Source organism: Psychrobacter sp. CR212 (assembly GCF_059693765.1).
Map to the genome: position 1 here is coordinate 45,238 of NZ_JCATIF010000007.1, position 17,578 is coordinate 62,815.

General features: G+C 44.4%; 16 protein-coding genes and 1 tRNA gene. 13 read left to right on the forward strand and 4 right to left on the reverse strand.

From position 1 onward, the window contains the following. Positions 1–25: 25 nt before the first annotated feature. Together AC58CZ_RS12080 and AC58CZ_RS12085 are read left to right on the forward strand one after the other, a co-directional pair. Complete coding sequence (locus AC58CZ_RS12080) at positions 26–550, forward strand: TPM domain-containing protein (protein ID WP_058024323.1); 525 nt, start codon at positions 26–28, stop codon at positions 548–550. 167 nt (positions 551–717) lie between these two features. Next, the gene (locus AC58CZ_RS12085) at positions 718–1,716 is read left to right on the forward strand and encodes an adenosine deaminase (RefSeq protein ID WP_494224647.1); all 999 of its coding nucleotides are present in this window, start codon (positions 718–720) and stop codon (positions 1,714–1,716) included. Positions 1,717–1,814: 98 nt separating this feature from the next. Here AC58CZ_RS12085 and AC58CZ_RS12090 read toward each other — a convergent pair whose 3' ends face one another. Continuing rightward, the gene (locus tag AC58CZ_RS12090) at positions 1,815–2,615 is read right to left on the reverse strand and encodes an NAD-dependent protein deacylase (protein ID WP_494224646.1); all 801 of its coding nucleotides are present in this window, start codon (positions 2,613–2,615) and stop codon (positions 1,815–1,817) included. A gap of 35 nt (positions 2,616–2,650) precedes the next feature. Between AC58CZ_RS12090 and AC58CZ_RS12095 the strand changes: the two genes are divergently transcribed. Beyond that, complete coding sequence (locus AC58CZ_RS12095) at positions 2,651–3,013, forward strand: hypothetical protein (protein WP_494224645.1); 363 nt, start codon at positions 2,651–2,653, stop codon at positions 3,011–3,013. Between the two features lie 133 nt (positions 3,014–3,146). On the opposite strand, the gene AC58CZ_RS12100 is transcribed toward AC58CZ_RS12095, so the two are convergent. Beyond that, a tRNA-Arg gene (locus AC58CZ_RS12100) sits at positions 3,147–3,223 on the reverse strand. A gap of 352 nt (positions 3,224–3,575) precedes the next feature. Between AC58CZ_RS12100 and AC58CZ_RS12105 the strand changes: the two genes are divergently transcribed. The 4 genes from AC58CZ_RS12105 (at position 3,576) to queF (ending at position 7,251) form a co-directional block, all read left to right on the forward strand. Further along, the gene (locus AC58CZ_RS12105; RefSeq protein WP_494224644.1) at positions 3,576–4,232 is read left to right on the forward strand and encodes a c-type cytochrome; all 657 of its coding nucleotides are present in this window, start codon (positions 3,576–3,578) and stop codon (positions 4,230–4,232) included. A gap of 299 nt (positions 4,233–4,531) precedes the next feature. Further along, positions 4,532–5,494, forward strand: a complete 963-nt coding sequence (locus AC58CZ_RS12110; protein ID WP_058024026.1) for an ABC transporter ATP-binding protein — start codon at positions 4,532–4,534, stop codon at positions 5,492–5,494. A 29-nt stretch (positions 5,495–5,523) separates the two neighbouring features. Continuing rightward, positions 5,524–6,297, forward strand: a complete 774-nt coding sequence (locus tag AC58CZ_RS12115; RefSeq protein WP_057762348.1) for an ABC transporter permease — start codon at positions 5,524–5,526, stop codon at positions 6,295–6,297. 84 nt (positions 6,298–6,381) lie between these two features. Continuing rightward, positions 6,382–7,251: an NADPH-dependent 7-cyano-7-deazaguanine reductase QueF gene (gene queF, locus AC58CZ_RS12120; RefSeq protein WP_494224643.1), complete on the forward strand. Its 870-nt coding sequence runs from the start codon at positions 6,382–6,384 to the stop codon at positions 7,249–7,251. Positions 7,252–7,368: 117 nt separating this feature from the next. Here the strand turns inward: queF and AC58CZ_RS12125 are convergent, their stop codons facing one another. Further along, a complete protein-coding gene (locus AC58CZ_RS12125) occupies positions 7,369–9,087 on the reverse strand; it encodes a proline--tRNA ligase (protein WP_494224642.1) in 1,719 nt (572 codons plus the stop codon). Positions 9,088–9,681: 594 nt separating this feature from the next. Here AC58CZ_RS12125 and AC58CZ_RS12130 point away from each other — a divergent pair. Beyond that, the gene (locus tag AC58CZ_RS12130; protein ID WP_494224641.1) at positions 9,682–10,425 is read left to right on the forward strand and encodes a DUF4230 domain-containing protein; all 744 of its coding nucleotides are present in this window, start codon (positions 9,682–9,684) and stop codon (positions 10,423–10,425) included. Between the two features lies 1 nt (position 10,426). Here the strand turns inward: AC58CZ_RS12130 and AC58CZ_RS12135 are convergent, their stop codons facing one another. After that, a complete protein-coding gene (locus AC58CZ_RS12135) occupies positions 10,427–12,046 on the reverse strand; it encodes an FAD-binding domain-containing protein (protein ID WP_494224640.1) in 1,620 nt (539 codons plus the stop codon). Between the two features lie 201 nt (positions 12,047–12,247). Between AC58CZ_RS12135 and AC58CZ_RS12140 the strand changes: the two genes are divergently transcribed. From AC58CZ_RS12140 to accD, 5 genes are all read left to right on the forward strand, one after another. Further along, positions 12,248–12,919: a phosphoribosylanthranilate isomerase gene (locus tag AC58CZ_RS12140; RefSeq protein ID WP_093069531.1), complete on the forward strand. Its 672-nt coding sequence runs from the start codon at positions 12,248–12,250 to the stop codon at positions 12,917–12,919. 135 nt (positions 12,920–13,054) lie between these two features. Continuing rightward, the gene (trpB, locus tag AC58CZ_RS12145; RefSeq protein WP_494224639.1) at positions 13,055–14,329 is read left to right on the forward strand and encodes a tryptophan synthase subunit beta; all 1,275 of its coding nucleotides are present in this window, start codon (positions 13,055–13,057) and stop codon (positions 14,327–14,329) included. 164 nt (positions 14,330–14,493) lie between these two features. Then, a complete protein-coding gene (locus AC58CZ_RS12150; protein ID WP_494224638.1) occupies positions 14,494–15,255 on the forward strand; it encodes a hypothetical protein in 762 nt (253 codons plus the stop codon). A 53-nt stretch (positions 15,256–15,308) separates the two neighbouring features. Then, positions 15,309–16,133, forward strand: coding sequence for a tryptophan synthase subunit alpha (gene trpA / locus AC58CZ_RS12155; protein WP_494224637.1), 825 nt, complete (start codon positions 15,309–15,311; stop codon positions 16,131–16,133). A 499-nt stretch (positions 16,134–16,632) separates the two neighbouring features. Beyond that, positions 16,633–17,577, forward strand: coding sequence for an acetyl-CoA carboxylase, carboxyltransferase subunit beta (gene accD, locus AC58CZ_RS12160; RefSeq protein WP_494224679.1), 945 nt, complete (start codon positions 16,633–16,635; stop codon positions 17,575–17,577). Position 17,578: the final 1 nt, after the last annotated feature.

Sequence of the window (17,578 nt, forward strand, 5' to 3'; positions counted from 1 at the left end):
ATGACGTATTTTAGGAAATAACATAATGGCAGAGAACCATGCTTCAACTTCTAGCTTTGCTCGATGGTGGCGTCAGGTCTTGTTTGTCCCTTTGCTGCATAGCAAGTGGCTGACAGCAGAAGCCAAAGCACGCCTGACAGATGAGGTGACACGCGCTGAGCGTGGGCATCGCGGTGAGGTGTTTTTGATTGTCGAAAACCATTTACCGATTCAAGACGCTTATCATATGGATTGCCGCGAGCGAGCAATTGATCTGTTTAGTGAATATCGAGTTTGGGATACCGAAGAGAACACAGGCGTTCTCATCTATGTCAATATCTGCGAGCATCAGTTAGAGATTGTGGCGGATCGCGGTATCAGCACTCATGTAAGCCCAACGGTTTGGCACGCCATGTGTGAAAAGGCCGTATCAGGTATCAGCAACAAGAAGACAGAAGAGAGCTTGGCTGAATTGTTGGATGAAGTGGGACAAGTGCTGCGCCAGTACTATCAGCTTGAGCACAATCCAGCAGGCAATGAGCTGTCTGATACCGTGGTATTTTTAAAATAGTAATACGGCATCTTGAAGCGCATTATTGATAGAGTCGAAGGTGACTGTTCTCGTCTCTAGGGTTTTGATGCTAAAATATCGCACGCAAAATGTTCGTACCCTTTAAAGACGGTACAAATATATAAATTGTCTACAGCTCGTCTCGATAATACCATTATTGGAATACTATGATTGATTTAATACAGAAACTACCAAAAGCGGAACTTCATTTACATATCGAAGGGTCATTAGAGCCTGAGCTGATGTTTAGACTGGCAAAAAAGAACAACGTAGAGATCCCTTATGACAGCGTAGAAGACGTGCGCGCCGCCTACAACTTTAATAATCTGCAAAGTTTTTTAGATATCTACTATGCTGGCGCAAATGTCTTACTTACCCAAGACGACTTTTATGATTTGACGTGGGAATATATTCTTAAGTGTGTTGAAGACAATGTCATCCACACAGAAATATTCTTCGACCCGCAGACGCATACCGAACGCGGCGTGGCTTTTGAAGCGGTCATCACAGGTATCAAAGAAGCACTAGCAGATGCCAAAGAAAAGTACGGCATCACATCTTGTATCATCATGTGTTTTTTACGCCATTTATCACAAGAAGCAGCGTTTGAAACATTAGAGCAAGCGCTGGCATTTAAAGATGACATCATCGGTGTCGGTCTGGACTCATCAGAGCTTGGTAACCCACCATCGAAGTTCAAAGAAGTCTTTCAAAAAGCCAAAGAAGCAGGCTTTAAACTGGTCGCTCATGCAGGCGAAGAAGCGGACTTTTCATATATCTACGAAGCGCTAGACTTATTGAATATCAATCGAATCGATCATGGTGTGCAGTCTATAAAAAGCCCAGAGCTGATGCAGAGACTCAAAGACGAGCAAATGCCACTAACCGTTTGCCCGAACTCAAATATCGAACTGCGAGTTTTTGATAATTACAAAGAGCATAATATCAAAGCGCTTTTGGATTATGGTCTAAATATCAGCGTCAATTCAGATGATCCTGCCTATTTCAAAGGTTACGTGAATCAAAACTTTGTTAATTTGCATGAGAATCTACCGATAACAGAAGAGGATGTTATTACGTTAGTAAAAAACTCATTTAGATCGGCATTTATCAGCGACGAGCTAAAAGAAGATTACTTGGCGAAAGTGGACGCGGTATTGCAATAGATATTGATTGGCTATTAGTATAGTAAAGGCTTAACGGTTGATAGCAATCGTTAAGCCTTTTTTATTGTTTATCAGGTAATGACATTAAGCAGTCGCAGTTATAACGCAGTAATCTCTTCTATAAGTAACGGCAAAATCACTCCAGCTTTTTCTATTAGCGTGATATCGACGATGGTATTCGGTGTTGGGTCAGGGTTTATCTCGATAACTTGCGCACCATTTTGCTTGGCTAGCTGTGAGAGTCCGGCCGCAGGGTAGACCAAGCTTGAGGTACCGATACTGATAAACACATCACAGTTAGCCGCAGCCTCTTCGGCAGTCTGCCATGCTTGTACAGGTAGTGCTTCGCCAAACCACACAATATCTGGTCTGATGTAACCGTCGCAATGCGGACAAGTAATCAGCTTATCATCAAAACGTATCGTATCTTGCTTAATATAGGCGGCTCTTGATTGTTCTAGATAAGGTATCTCACACTGACCACAGCGATCATGCCACAGATGACCGTGCAAATGAGTTACTGCGCTTCCAGCCTGCTCATGTAAGTCATCGACATTCTGCGTGATAAGTGTGACTTGCTGCTCGGAGGTTTGCGCATGATACTGCCACTGAGCCAATGCATGATGGGCTGGATTTGGTACTTTATCAGCCACCAACTGCCTGCGCCACTGATACCACGACCATACAAGCTTTGGATCACGAGCGAATGCTTCAGGAGTGGCCAAATCCTCGACGCCGTAGTTTTCCCACAAGCCCGTTTGCTTATCTCGGAACGTCGGAATACCACTTTCGGCTGAAATGCCTGCCCCTGTCAAAATGCAAATGCGCTCTTTCGATGCCAACAATGTTGCCGCAAGTTTTACTTCTGCTATTACCGCTGGTGATAATTCTGCTAACATGAGCCAACCTTTGTTAGTAATGGATATTTTTACTTATGATAGACGGAATTTGGTGGCTTGTCATATTAATCGCCATCATCATGGCCTTATGGTTGGTAGCGAAATCGCGCGGGGCAAAAGCAGGCGAAAAGCACGGTAGTGCCAAGTCAAAAAATACAGTACCGAATGATGCCCTGCAAAAAACATCCGCATTATTAAAGCAGTATTTTCCTGCTTATCGAGTCACTCGTAAGGCAAAACACTTGCTCATCAGCCAACAAGGCAAAAAAATCGCGATGATTACCATTGATAAAAAAATTGCTGAAGGTCAGCGTCGTTTGGGTGAAATACCCGTGATTAATTATCACCGTGTGCCCAGCCGTGCTCAATTGACTGCCAACTTACAAGATGCGGAGTGATTTATATAGATGAGAGCGCTAGATGTATGCGCACACAGAAAGACTGCCAACATTTTGATATATAGGTTTGATGAGTATGAGCAGTTTAAGATAGCACTAAGGAAGGGTAGAGCGAGGTTGTAAGCATCGTAATTGGTGCGCCCGGCGGGAATCGAACCCACGACCCTCGGCTTCGGAAACCGATACTCTATCCAACTGAGCTACGAGCGCATATGATAACGATATGTCTGAATGTCACGCTTAGATGCGCATGATAACCAGCATAAGATGCCTAGAAATAAAGACCGCTTAGTCTAACAAATAAAACGCATAAAGCCAATAAATGACAGTCGTGATTGAGGTTTTTTAAGAAAAAACAGCCAAGTCATTAAACAAGCATGGCAATTTACCTGCCTTTTCCCTTATAATGTTGGGGAAAATTCATATTTATAATCACCGATTGCAAGTGCGCTGGCACGCGGGATGGCTGTCTGCTATTGAGGACTTAGAGGTCGTCAAAGGAGGACAGACAGAATGTCTGCGCTGTGCTAGTCCTTGTATACGTAATAAGAGAACGTGACGAATGAGAAAAGTAGTTATGTTATCGGCAGCTGCCATTCTAGGAATCGCTAGTATCGCGGTGAGCCAAGCTGAAGATATTGTCGACACGCCTGTAACTGTGACTGACGTCGCAGAAGGCCAAGAAGTCGTAGAAGAGGCGCCTCAAACGCTAGGTGGTGAGCCCCAAGCTGCTGCAGACACAACAGATGGCGCTGCACCTGCTGATGGTGCCGCTCCAGCAGAAGGTGAAGAGACCGCCGCTGCAGCGCCTGAAGCTGACGAAGAGCCGATTCCGCAAGATACGCCGCAAGTACAAAAGCTGATTGCTTTGTATCCTAATCTGATTGCGCGTATTCAACCTGTTGCAACTGTATGTTTTGAAGACGATGAAGTGTGTGACGTAACAGCACGCTCATCTGGCCCATCTGCTGGTGACGGTCCTCGTGATGGTAAAGCAGTATACAATGCGGTATGCCATACTTGTCACGCCGCTGGTTTGTTAGGTTCACCTATCTTTGGTGATGCTGGCGCTTGGGGACCACGTATCGCGAAAGGTAAAGATACGCTATATACCCATGCTATCAACGGTTTCAATGCGATGCCTGCTAAAGGCGGCGCGGACATCCCTGATGAAGAAGTCCAAAACGCTGTAGACTATATGGTTGCAGAAGCAAGCTAATTTTTGCTAACGGCTTTGCTGGCTCTTACAACAGTTATTGATAAAGCGCCTATTTCAGTAATGAGATAGGCGCTTTTTTATAATAAGTATTATTAATACGGTACTTCAAATATAAAGCAGTTGAAATTTGCGATTAGCAGCCTCATTTTATGAGATTACACCGTGTCTTCTAGATAGTAGAGCGTGTTGAACATTTTTATATGGCCTCGGTCAGTATGATAATGACAGTCGAATGTTCAACACGGCCTATTATTCTAAAATCGTGTTTTATACAAATTGATAAAAAATAAGAGGTCTTCATGTCTGATGTACCAGCACTTTCTATCCAAGGCTTATCCAAAACCTATGACAATGGGTTTTCGGCGTTAAAAGGGGTTGATTTAACCGTACCACAAGGTGGGTTCTTTGCACTGCTTGGCCCAAATGGCGCAGGTAAGTCTACCATGATTGGCATTATCAGTTCACTATTTAAGCCAACAACGGGTAGTGTCCATATTTTTGGGACAGATTTATTAGAGAACCCTTCGATTGCCAAACAGTACCTTGGCGTAGTACCGCAAGAATTTAATTTCAACATGTTTGAGAAAGTCGAAGATATCTTGATTACGCAAGCAGGTTACTTTGGTATTCCAGCAAAAGAAGCCAAACCACGCGCAAAAAGACTGCTGACAGCACTGGGGCTTTGGGATAAGCGTGACAGCAAATCACGTGATTTATCTGGCGGTATGAAACGCCGTCTGATGATCGCGCGCGCCTTGATTCATAAACCAAAATTACTGATTCTCGATGAGCCCACAGCGGGTGTCGATATTGAGCTGCGCCGCTCGATGTGGGAGTTTATGCAGCAGATCAATATCGAAGAAAACACCACGATTATATTGACCACCCATTATCTCGAAGAAGCCGAGCAGTTGTGTAAACGTATTGCGATCTTGGATCACGGTGAGATTCGTATCAATACAGAAATGAAAGATTTATTGGCGCAGTTGTCAGTAGAGACGTTTGTCTTTGATCTAGAGACGCCGCTCAATGAGCAATTGGCTCTGACTGGAGTGACAGACATCTCCCAGCCAGATAAGCAGACGCTAGAAGTCACCCTGACAGAAGGCGAGTCATTAAATGGTGTCTTTGATCAGTTATCCGATAAAGGCATCAAAGTCGGCAGTATGCGTAATAAAGCCAACCGTCTAGAAGAGTTGTTTATGCGCTTGGTTGACAAAAATATTGAAAGTGCAAACAGCATGAAGGAGGCGGGATTATGAGTCAGGAACTAATCGATCATAATAAAACGATGTCACTGAGTAAAAAGTGGATTGCGTTTCGTACTATTTGGTTCAAAGAAGTGCGCCGTATTCTGCGTATTTGGCCGCAGACGCTCTTACCGCCAGTGATTACGATGAGCTTGTACTTTGTCATTTTTGGTAAGATGATTGGCTCGCGCGTGGGTGAGATGGGCGGCGTGCCCTACATGCAGTTCATCGTACCAGGTTTGATCATGATGTCGATCATTACCAACAGTTACTCGAACGTGGTCTCAAGCTTCTTTAGTGCCAAATTCACGTCTAGTATCGAGGAGCTGCTCGTTTCACCCGTCTCCAAGCATGCAATTTTGATGGGTTATATCAGCGGTGGTATCTTCCGTGGACTGGCTATCGGGGTGATTGTCTCGATTGTCGCGTTATTCTTTACTGACCTCGGTATCGAGCATTTATTTGTCACTGTATTTACGGTACTTGGCACGTCTATTTTGTTCTCACTAGGCGGTTTTATCAATGCGGTGTTTGCGCGATCATTTGATGATATCTCTATCATTCCAAGCTTTGTATTGACCCCGCTGACCTATCTTGGCGGCGTGTTCTATTCGATGGAAAATTTATCACCATTTTGGCAAAACATCTCGCTATTAAACCCTATCGTCTATATGGTCAACTCTTTCCGTTACGGTATTCTTGGCTATTCTGATGTCAACGTTTGGTATTCGATGGCAGCGATTTTTGTATTTTGTGCAATATTTTATACCATTGCTTATCGCTTGCTCAGTAACGGTTCGCGCGTGCGCTTGTGATGGTCAGCGTGTGAAGCGATAGCGATGCCCAAAGCGCTGTCGGTTGAGCAGTTAGGGTTTAACGATTAAATAGTAGGAAAGTAAATGAGTATTCATGGTATTTTAGGAGAACAAACCACCGATTATCCGACTGAGTATAGCCCAGAGACGCTATATCCTATTGCACGTAGTATGGGACGTGATGTGATTGGTTGGCACGCTGACAAACTAACGGTCGGCGTAGATTGGTGGCAGGCATTCGAGATCTCTTGGTTAAATCTACAAGGTATTTCGCAAGTGGCGATGGCGCGGTTTAGTATTCCTGCCAGCTCGCCCTTTATCGTAGAGTCAAAATCGCTCAAGCTATATTTGAACAGTATCAATTTTACTGAGTTCGCCAGTTGGAATGACGTTCAAGCGTTGATCGCTAAAGACCTGTCAGCCTGTTTGCAAGCGGAAGTACAGGTAGAACTATTTGCGCTGAATGATGCAGCAAGCCTGCTAATAGCCCAGCCAACAGGTATTTGTATTGATGACGCATTGGCAGGTAGCACGGGAAAAATCGAGTTAACTGAGCATCCGGATGCATCACTGTTGAGTAATGATGTAACAGAAGCGAGCAGTGAACGTGTGGCAAATAACAGCAATCAGCCTTATGTTTTTTATTCTAATCTGCTGCGTAGTAATTGCCCTGTGACCAATCAGCCAGATTGGGGCACACTAGCCGTGTCGATAATGACTGACAAGACTTTTAACAACGCAAATATGCTACGTTATATATTAAGTTTTCGTCAGCATAACGGCTTTCATGAGCAGTGTGTTGAGCAGATATTTGCAGATTTGAGCGAGCATTATGAGCCAAGTGAGTTGATGGTACGCGCATGGTATACACGCCGCGGCGGTATCGATATAAATCCTTGCCGTGTTAGCGATATGGCACTATTGCCTGCGCCGAGTCGCCTGATTCGCCAATAATTTATAAGTCGTACAAAAAAGCGCCTATCTCATTTAATGGGATAGGCGCTTTTCTTGTGTCTCAAATCAAACATATCTGACGTTCAATTTACTGACGCTGTATGCTTGGACTACGATTTATTCACAGCCAAGTTTTGCCAGTAGCTCGTCACGGCTAAGCAACTCTTTTTCACCGTCACGACGATTGACATATTCGTATTTGTCTTCAGCGATGTTACGATCAGACACGACGATACGGTGTGGAATACCAATCAATTCTAAATCAGCAAACTTCACTCCTGGGCGTTCGTTACGATCGTCCAGTAGGATATTGACACCTTTGGCCTTTAGCGTCTCATAAAGCTCAGTGGCAGTCTGCATGACCGTCTCTTCTTTTGACTTCATCGGTACGATAGCCACTTCAAAAGGCGCAAGTGAGTCTTTTACATCAGGCGTTTGTGGCCACATGATACCGTTATCATCGTGGTTTTGCTCGATGGCAGCCGCGATGATGCGGCTGACGCCGATACCATAGCAGCCCATCATCAAGGTTACAGGCTTGCCAGCTTCGCCTGAGACGCTGCAGCCAAGTGCTTGTGAGTACTTATCACCCAACTGGAAGATATGACCAACTTCGATACCGCGTTTGATTTGTAGGGTTCCCTGACCATCAGGTGAGGCGTCGCCTTCGAGTACGTTGCGGATATCAACGATGCGTGTGATGTGCGCGTCACGATCCCAATTGACTCCGGTTGCGTGTTTGTTGACTTCGTTGGCACCAGCGACAAAGTCAGAGAGAATAGCCGCTGCGCGATCGACGAACACAGGGATATCTAGATCGACACCGATATAGCCTTTGAGCAGTCCTGCGGCTTTTAGCTCCTCTTCGCTCGCCATAGTCAGCGGCGTGTTTACTTCTTCGATTTTTTCCGCTTTGATGTCGTTGAGCGTATGATCGCCGCGCAGTACCAGCGCAACCAACTGCTCTTCGCCTTCTGGCGTATGACCTTTGACAATCAAGGTTTTCACGGTGGTGGCAAGTGGAATGTCTAAATGCTCAGCAACTGCTTCGCAGGTTGGCATATTAACGGTATCAACGTTGGTCAGTTCTTGAGTCGCAGGCTGACGCTCGCCTGTGCTGATGGCTTCAGCAAGCTCAATATTGGCTGCGTAGTCAGAGATGGTTGAGAAGGCAATGTCATCTTCGCCACTGTCTGCCAAAACATGAAACTCATGTGAGGCAAAGCCGCCGATAGAGCCTGAATCCGCTTGTACCGCGCGAAAGTCAAAACCCAAACGGCTAAAGATACGAGTATAGGCGTCGTACATATCTCGATAAGTCTCAGCAAGTGAGGCTTGATCGATATGAAACGAGTAAGCATCTTTCATGGTAAATTCGCGTGCGCGCATCACACCAAAGCGTGGACGAATCTCGTCACGGAATTTGCTTTGAATCTGAAAGAAAGTAATCGGTAGTTGCTTATAACTACGTAGCTCGCCTTTTGCCAGATTGGTGATGACTTCTTCATGCGTTGGACCCAGCACAAAGTCACGATCATGACGGTCTTTGAAACGCAGTAGCTCAGGGCCGTAGTCTTCAAAGCGTCCGCTGGTCTGCCATAGCTCAGCAGGCTGCGTCATCGGCATCAGCAACTCTTGTGCGCCGATGTTTTGCATCTCTTCACGAACGATGCGCTCAACCTTTTGCAAAATACGCAGACCCATGGGCAACCAAATATACAATCCAGAAGCGATCTTGCGGATAAGACCAGCACGCACCATCAATTGGCTTGAGGCGATGTCGGCATCACTTGGGGTTTCTTTTAGTGTGGCAAATAAAAATTGACTGGCTTTCATAAATAAAGCGTAACCTTATCAACGATAAAAAAATAAGAAATAGTAGGATGTTGAGCGTATGGCTAATCGTTTCATTGCCGCCGCAAGCTTACCTTTATCACTTAGCAATATTCTAGGGTATTTCCTAGTTACTCACATGCTGGTATAAAAAAGCACATCAGTAAGAACCGCTCTTATAAGAGTAAACAAGAGAGGCAAATTTGATTTGAGGTATGAATATGCCGAAATGCAAGATATTCAGGGCAAGAGCCTGATAATGCTAAAAGACTGACATTTTATACATACAATCTGACTATGTTAGGTAAAGTTCGCCTAAGACGCAATGACTTTTTATATTTTCAGACCGAACGTTATACAAAGGCTGAGATGAGGCTCAAATAATTGACTTGTTTATAAGCTTTTAAGCCAAAGGTAATGTATGTTTTGGAGATTGCCTGATTTATGTATTATGTAGAAGATTGGTAGCCACTACTTGAATTTACTGCACAATAGTCGCATTTACAGGTTAAGTATTTGTTTTAATTATATAAAACCGTTGGTCATCTGAAAAACGATGCACTCTTATAACGATGCACCTTTATAAAGGTAACTTCTATGAGTACTCCTGATATGAACAATACCAATGGCACCCACAAGCCAGCGAAGCAGCCTATTGCCATGATGTCTTGGGTAATATTACTCATTGGCTTAGCAGCCATCGTTTTTGCTATTTATAGCGCGCAAAAAATCACAGAAGAAGAACCGATAGAAACCATTACTCGAGAAGGCGTGGTCACGCAAATCCAGCAATTAAACAGACTCCATACCGTCGCGTTTAGTGTTGATACGGTGATTACGAGTGAGCGTCCAGGGAGTTGGATGAAGTTGTGGCAAGATGAACAAAAAGCGCTGTTCATCGCTCATGGCCGCGTCGAAGCAGGGGTTGATCTGAGTGCTTTGACGCCTGAGATGGTGCAGGTCATTCAGCCTACTCAGACTATAACTGGTGCAGAGGATGAGCAAGCAGCGAATAATGCACCTGCCTCAGCCATGCCACAAATCAATATTACCTTACCACCTACAGAGATATTTTCAGTATATTTAGATGATATCGAGATTTATGACTGGCAGACAGGCGCTTTTGGCATGATGCAAGTTGATCCTAAGATATTGGCGCAAGCACAAATCATGGCAAAAAAAGAAGTGCTAGAGCGTGCCTGCCGAGGAGATGTCATGAACATGGCGCTGCAAAATGCTCAAACGCAATTGCAGCAGCTGTTTGCTTTAACGGGTGCTGTCGTGACGGTCAACACGCAGGGTGCAGGCGCATGCCAGTTGCCAGCAGTCACTAATAGCTAGTTTACTCTTTTTTAAATTCAGCAATGGCGAGCTTACGTGCTGATTTATGTTCGACCATTGGCGCAGGGTAGTCAGCATTTGCAAAGTCTCCACCCTTCGCCAGTGCTTTACGCATTTTATCCTCACTATGCAAAGTGCTCGCGGGGATGTCTTTTAGTTCTGGTAGCCACGTTTTGATAAATATCGCTTTTTTATCATGAGTGCTGCCTTGGCTAAAGGGGTTCATAATACGGAAGTAGGGTGCTGAGTCAGTACCTGTTGATGCGCTCCATTGCCAGCCGCCATTATTGGAGGCAAAATCCCCATCGATGAGCTGCTGCATAAAGTAGCGCTCACCCAAGCGCCAATCAATCAACAAGTCTTTGGTCAAAAACATTGCTGTGACCATGCGCAGTCGATTGTGCATAAATCCAGTAGCGTTTAGACAGCGCATCGCCGCATCAACGAGTGGTACGCCTGTTTTGCCCGTGCACCATGCTTGAAAATCCTCTTCATCGTATGACCAACTCACTTTGGTGTCAGTGTCCTCTTTATACGCTTTATGGCGAATCAGGTTTGGCTTATCGATCAGCACATGACGATAAAAATCTCGCCAAGCAAGCTCGCTTATCCAGCGGTCGATATCTTCATTATCGCCATCATTACCGTGTAGCTTTTCTTGTACTTTGCTGGCTTGTAAATAACAGAGCCGAGGGCTGATAGTGCCTATAGTGAGATAAGCGGATAGCTGACTGGTGGCATGCAGGTGCGGCACATCGCGGCTGACATCATAGTCATTGATATCATCAGCGACAAACTCATCTAAGCGCTGGCAAGCAGCAGACTCCCCTGCAGGATAGGCGTCCCTTGCGGCAGTGAGTTGGGCTTTTATATCGATATGCTGTAACGAGTCCTCTTTTTGCAGCGTCTTTTGATAATCACCAAGCATTTCTTCACTGAGGGCTTTGATATCGTCAGCTGTATAGGCACTATTTTTCGATGATTTTAGCTCGATTTTATCATCGCAGTCGACTGCTGGTGCGTCATGCATTTGAATGGTGCTAACGTCTAGCGTATGTCGCCATTTCTTATAAAACGGCGTGAAGACTTTATACATACTATCGCCGTCATTTGTCGTAATACTCAGCGGTGGCAAGTTACATTGGTCATGCCAGCGGACAAACTCGATGTCGTCTTTTGCAAGCTGCTCACTCAATGCCTCATCACGATCAATCTCATTGCCTTCGTATTCATGGTTAGCCATGACGCAGCTGATGTCGTTGTCCTTGCATAAGCTCGTCAGAGACTCTATACAGTCAGAAAAGCTTGGACAGAGCTGTACTGTTAAAGTGATATTCAGTTGTGATTTCAAATCCTTTGCTAGTATAGGTAACGTACGGGCAATATGGTCGACTTGCACCAGAGAGGTGTCATGCTGTTGCCACTGCTCAGGTGTCAAAAAGAATATGGCGGATACCGATGCATTGTCTTCATTAGCCCGCTCGCACAGTGCTGCCAATGCAGTATTATCATGAATGCGCAAATCTCGACGAAACCACATCAAGTAATGCAACGGACTGTCGCTATCGCTACTGTCATTGTTTTTATTATTGCTACCATTGTTGTTAGTAGTCTTTGACATCAAAGTATCCCTATATGAATCAATCGCAATCATAAACAAAACTCGGCATAAAAGTATGCTAGGATAAGTTTTTGGATGCAATGGCTTTGCCGTTTGCGTAACAAATTCTCATCATATCTCACGATTTATCTTTAGTCTGACGCTATCTGATGCCGCTATAATCGATGTCAGATTTATGTATATAAAATCCAAGGTCACAAAATGCACGTTAAGTTTTGCGGATTTACTCAGCTTAGTGACATACAGACTGCGGCACAGTTAGGTGCAGACGCAGTCGGTTTGGTGTTTTATCCGCCAAGTCCGCGTGCGGTCACGATAGAGCAAGCACAGACATTGAGTGCTGCCGTGCCTGCTTTTGTGAGCGTGGTGGCGTTAGTGGTCAATATGCCTAAAGAAGAGCTAGTCAAATTAGCAAACGATGTACCTTTTGATATCCTTCAGTTTCACGGTGATGAAACGCCCGAACAATGCGAGCAGCTGGCAAGCCGTGTCAATAAACGCTGGATCAAAGCATTGCGTATCAATGTAGAGCAAGACACGCCCGATAGCGTTCGTGCTCAGGTTGCACAGTTTGCTGATGCAGGTGCCAGTAGTATTTTGCTGGATGCGTATCATCAAGCGGCATATGGCGGGACAGGGCAGCGCTTTGACTGGAGTCTCATTCCCCATGACAGCGCGTTACCCATTGTACTGGCTGGTGGTCTTGATGCGCAAAATGTCGCAGAGACATCAAATCTGCCCATCTACGGCGTTGATGTCAGTGGTGGTATCGAGGTTGATAAAGGCAAAAAAGATGCTGCTAAGATGCGTGCCTTTATGAAAGCGGTCAAGCGCGACCGATGGCAAAACGCTACGGTCACTGACGCCATTTAAGTTTGTTATCGTAGGTTATTTTCTATATATAATAGGCTTATTTGGTCGTTATTCCGATTTATCCGTTCCAATCTTATTTCATTTTTCTCTTTATATTTATTCTAAAAAATACCACTTATTACAGTAGGAATTACCATGAGTCATGTCGCGAACAAAGATTTATCTACTACAGCACAATCTGTAAACACCTTTACCAATCCTGAAAACGTGCAAGATTTTAACCAATACCCTGATGCACGCGGCCATTTCGGTGTACATGGTGGACGCTTTGTCTCTGAGACGCTGATGGCCGCATTAGAAGAGCTTGAGACGCTTTATACCAAAGTCAAAGCAGATCCAGCGTTTTGGGAAGAGTATCATAACGATTTGGTCAATTATGTCGGTCGTCCAACGCCGCTGTATCATGCCAAACGCTTGAGTGATGAGATCGGCGGCGCGCAAATTTACTTTAAGCGTGAAGACCTGAACCATACTGGCGCGCACAAAGTAAACAACACCATTGGTCAGGCATTGCTTGCCAAGATGTGTGGCAAAAAACGTATCATCGCCGAAACTGGCGCAGGACAGCATGGTGTCGCGACCGCAACGATTGCTGCGCGCTTGGGGCTAGAATGTATCGTCTATATGGGTGCTGACGATGTTGAGCGTCAAAAAATGAACGTCTATCGTATGCGCTTGCTTGGGGCGACAGTCGTGCCGGTTACTTCTGGCTCACGTACGCTCAAAGACGCGATGAACGAAGCCATGCGTGATTGGGTGACCAATGTTGATAGCACGTATTATATTATTGGTACGGTTGCAGGGCCGCACCCTTATCCGCTATTGGTTCGTGATTTCCAAGCCATTATTGGGAAAGAAGCCCGTATCCAGCATTTAGAAAAAACAGGCAAAATGCCAGATGCGTTGGTTGCTTGTGTTGGTGGTGGTTCAAATGCTATTGGTTTGTTCTTTGATTTCCTAAACGATACTGACGTTAAAATGTATGGTGTCGAAGCCACGGGTGATGGTATCGAGTCAGGTCGTCATTCTGCACCACTAGCTGCCGGTCGTATCGGTGTATTGCATGGTAACCGTACTTACCTCATGGCAGATGATGATGGTCAGATTCAAGAGACGCATTCTATTTCAGCCGGTCTTGATTATCCTGGTGTTGGCCCTGAGCATAGCTTCTTAAAAGACATGAAACGCGTTGAGTATGTCGGCTGTACTGACAAAGAGGCGCTAGAAGGTTTCCATGAAGCCACGCGCAAAGAAGGTATCATCCCTGCGCTTGAGTCTGCGCATGCTGTCGCCTATGCATTGAAACTGGCGAAAACCATGACGCCTGATCAGACAATCATCGTTAATATGTCAGGTCGCGGTGACAAAGATTTGCATTCAGTAATGAAGGCAGAAGGGATTGAGATGTAGTAAGAGTAGAGTAGTTTAGATGGTTGTATAAGAAAGTTTAGCAGCGTATTAATTTGATTAGGTATCATAAATCTCAATACGCTAATTGATAATTACTTCACTCTATAGAGTAGAGTAGTTATCAATATTGCTAGCTATTTTTTCATTATCGATAGTATACCTCCATGAATTTGAACCGCTTAATACCGAGTAAGCCTAGCCAGTTGGGCAAATATCCAGATCAAACGGTGCTAACAGCGCCAGTCACAATAAGTGTGGGTGTACCTACTGAAAGCGTCAGTTTTTGGCAGAGTTATGGTTTCTTTGTAGTTGTCATTGTATGGTCAGTGATTTATGTCTTTATGGCCGTTTGGGAGTTTTCGACAGGTTATACGGTTACGACAATTGATGAAATTTTAAGAAATATTATTGGGCTTTGGTCTCTTTTAGCTATACCCATGTTGTTTTTATTCCTGATGATATATTGGTTGCATCGTACCTACAGAGGTTTTGTCGTTCCAAATCCATGGGTTGCAAAGCGGTTGACTTGGAAACATGTGCCAATCATGGTTATTAAAGAAGATAGCATTAGCTTTCTATCTAGCTTCTTTATATTCATTGATAAGCTACATCATGATCAGATAGTAAGCTTTGATGATGTTGAAAAGTTTTATCTAAATCAAAGTAGTCATTCTGGTATTGGTTTTTCGATAATATATAAAAAACAGCATGTTGCAGCTATGAAAAATAAAGGTAAAAGACTTGAAGGCTTGTTAGCTCACAAAAAATTTACGTTATATGAGCATTACAATGTTTTGAATGGTCGGTATTATATTGATTTGCGTGAAATTCTAAATATTATGAATACTTTTCACAAGCAAAGAACTGATGGTATTAAATATTTGTCGCAAGATAACCATGATAATTTAATGGATATTGGCTGGTAAGAATACACTTATATAAGCTAACAATTTATTTAACAAAATTATAAGAGATCACTATGACCCGAATTGAAAGCACTTTTGAAACTTTAAAATCACAAAACAAAAAAGCTCTGATCCCTTACGTGATGGCAGGCGATCCTAATCCTGCAACGACCGTAGGTCTATTGCACGATTTAGTGAAGCACGGTGCAGATATGATCGAAGTTGGCTTGCCATTCTCTGATCCGATGGCAGATGGTCCAGTCGTATCGCTGGCAGGTGAGCGTGCCTTAGCAGCAGGGACGAGCACACGTGACACGCTAAAGATGGTAGCAGAGTTTCGCCAAACCGACACGCAAACGCCAATTATCCTGATGGGTTATCTAAACCCTGTCGAGATCATCGGTTACGATAATTTTGTGGATCTATGCGAGCAGTCAGGCGTTGATGGCCTACTAATGGTTGATTTGCCACCAGCAGAGGCGGGTAGCTTTACGCAGCATTTGACCGACCATTCAATGAATGAGATTTTTTTGCTATCGCCAACGACGTTGCCTGAACGCCGTGAGCAAGTATTGACCCATTGTGGCGGTTATATTTATTATGTATCGCTAAAAGGTGTGACTGGCTCAGCCACGCTAGATACAGACGATGTTGCCACTCAAGTTCAAGCAATCAAAGCAGAAACAGACCTGCCAGTATGTGTCGGCTTTGGTATTCGTGATGGTGCCTCTGCAAAAGCAATTGGTACTCATGCGGATGGCGTTATCGTGGGTAGTGCATTGGTACAGAATTTTGCAGATATTGATGCCAATGATACCGCGGCTGTGGCCAAGGCTCAGCAAAACATCATGGCAAAAATGGATGAGCTGCGTGCAGCATTAGACAGTCTGAGTGCTTAATATTCATTATCCTAGTATCGCTTTTATTAATCTAACAGCGGCAAGATGTTTTAAGTATCTCATTGAGACAATTTGATAAAGGTAATAGTTATAAAGGCGACAGCTGGTTTGAAGGGGTTATTTTGAGTAGTTGTCCTTGAATCGCGAAGTTAAATAATAGGAATCAATGACTCAAAAACGTTACTGAAAGATGATGTTAAATGACTTTGCTAAATTTAGTTTACGAGTGTAAACTAACATGACTATTATATGGCGTCTGATAGCCGTGGTTTGTCAGTGACTAGTTTCAAAAAGCATTTGCCAAAAAGCGTTTGTCAAAAAGTCTCAACAAGCACATCATCTATCAACAAGCACCTAACCAAATGATCGACACGTAAGATTGATACATTAGCGTGTCGCATAATTGCTCATGTTATGACTGGGTTTGACGCTTTGTTTAGACAACCATTAAACTCTCAATGACAAGCGAATGAGCCAACTTGTCAATAAGCCTTTTATGATGGCAAATAATATGACTGATACAGCAACAAAACTCGATAATAATACTGCTAAAGCCGAGCCAAACAGCAACGCTGATAGGCAGTCATGGTTTAACCGTCCTATACCAGGTATCAAGCAGCAATTAACTGCGCAATTGACCGCGGTAGAGACTGAACCGTCGACCAAATGCAGCAATTGTCATTCTGTGATTACCAACACCGCACTGATTTTTAACTGCTATGTGTGTCCGCACTGTGATCATCATTTACCGATGAGTGCTCGTGAGCGCTTAAATTGGTTGCTTGATCAAGTAGACGGTGAGACAGGGCAAGAATTCACTGCCAAAGATCCGCTGAGCTTTGTGGATAGCAAGCCATATCCTGCGCGTATGAGCGAAGCACAAGAAAAAACGGGCGAGAGTGAAGCGCTGGTTGCCATGTACGGCAAGCTGCGTAACCTTGATATTGTCGCTTGTGCCTTTGATTTCCGTTTTATGGGCGGCTCGATGGGTTCAGTGGTTGGCGATCGTTTTGTACAAGCCGCTGAAAGAGCGCTTGAGCAAAAAGTACCGTTAGTGTGCTTTGCTGCTTCTGGCGGTGCGCGCATGCAAGAAGGTCTCTTGTCATTGATGCAAATGGCACGTACAGCTGCCGCGATTGAACGTCTAAAAATCGCTGGTATTGCGTATATTGTGGTATTGACTAACCCTGTTTATGGCGGTGTGACTGCGTCATTGGCCATGCTGGGTGATATCCATCTGGCAGAACCAAAAGCGATGATTGGCTTCGCGGGTAAGCGTGTAATCGAGCAGACCGTGCGTGAGACGTTAGAAGAGCCGTTCCAACGTGCAGAGTTCTTATTAGAGCATGGCGTCGTAGATGAAGTGGTGCATCGTCATCAACTGATTGATACGATCTATCGTTTGCTCGCAAAACTGTGCCACATACCTAATGTAGATGCTTAAT

What these genes read in the sequence shown, in the direction of transcription:
- AC58CZ_RS12080 (WP_058024323.1), top strand. Translation starts at nt 26, where the DNA reads ATGGCAGAGAACCATGCTTCAACTTCTAGCTTTGCTCGATGGTGGCGT.
- AC58CZ_RS12085 (WP_494224647.1), top strand. Translation starts at nt 718, where the DNA reads ATGATTGATTTAATACAGAAACTACCAAAAGCGGAACTTCATTTACAT.
- AC58CZ_RS12090 (WP_494224646.1), bottom strand. Translation starts at nt 2,615, where the DNA reads ATGTTAGCAGAATTATCACCAGCGGTAATAGCAGAAGTAAAACTTGCG.
- AC58CZ_RS12095 (WP_494224645.1), top strand. Translation starts at nt 2,651, where the DNA reads ATGATAGACGGAATTTGGTGGCTTGTCATATTAATCGCCATCATCATG.
- AC58CZ_RS12105 (WP_494224644.1), top strand. Translation starts at nt 3,576, where the DNA reads ATGAGAAAAGTAGTTATGTTATCGGCAGCTGCCATTCTAGGAATCGCT.
- AC58CZ_RS12110 (WP_058024026.1), top strand. Translation starts at nt 4,532, where the DNA reads ATGTCTGATGTACCAGCACTTTCTATCCAAGGCTTATCCAAAACCTAT.
- AC58CZ_RS12115 (WP_057762348.1), top strand. Translation starts at nt 5,524, where the DNA reads ATGTCACTGAGTAAAAAGTGGATTGCGTTTCGTACTATTTGGTTCAAA.
- queF (WP_494224643.1), top strand. Translation starts at nt 6,382, where the DNA reads ATGAGTATTCATGGTATTTTAGGAGAACAAACCACCGATTATCCGACT.
- AC58CZ_RS12125 (WP_494224642.1), bottom strand. Translation starts at nt 9,087, where the DNA reads ATGAAAGCCAGTCAATTTTTATTTGCCACACTAAAAGAAACCCCAAGT.
- AC58CZ_RS12130 (WP_494224641.1), top strand. Translation starts at nt 9,682, where the DNA reads ATGAGTACTCCTGATATGAACAATACCAATGGCACCCACAAGCCAGCG.
- AC58CZ_RS12135 (WP_494224640.1), bottom strand. Translation starts at nt 12,046, where the DNA reads ATGTCAAAGACTACTAACAACAATGGTAGCAATAATAAAAACAATGAC.
- AC58CZ_RS12140 (WP_093069531.1), top strand. Translation starts at nt 12,248, where the DNA reads ATGCACGTTAAGTTTTGCGGATTTACTCAGCTTAGTGACATACAGACT.
- trpB (WP_494224639.1), top strand. Translation starts at nt 13,055, where the DNA reads ATGAGTCATGTCGCGAACAAAGATTTATCTACTACAGCACAATCTGTA.
- AC58CZ_RS12150 (WP_494224638.1), top strand. Translation starts at nt 14,494, where the DNA reads ATGAATTTGAACCGCTTAATACCGAGTAAGCCTAGCCAGTTGGGCAAA.
- trpA (WP_494224637.1), top strand. Translation starts at nt 15,309, where the DNA reads ATGACCCGAATTGAAAGCACTTTTGAAACTTTAAAATCACAAAACAAA.
- accD (WP_494224679.1), top strand. Translation starts at nt 16,633, where the DNA reads ATGGCAAATAATATGACTGATACAGCAACAAAACTCGATAATAATACT.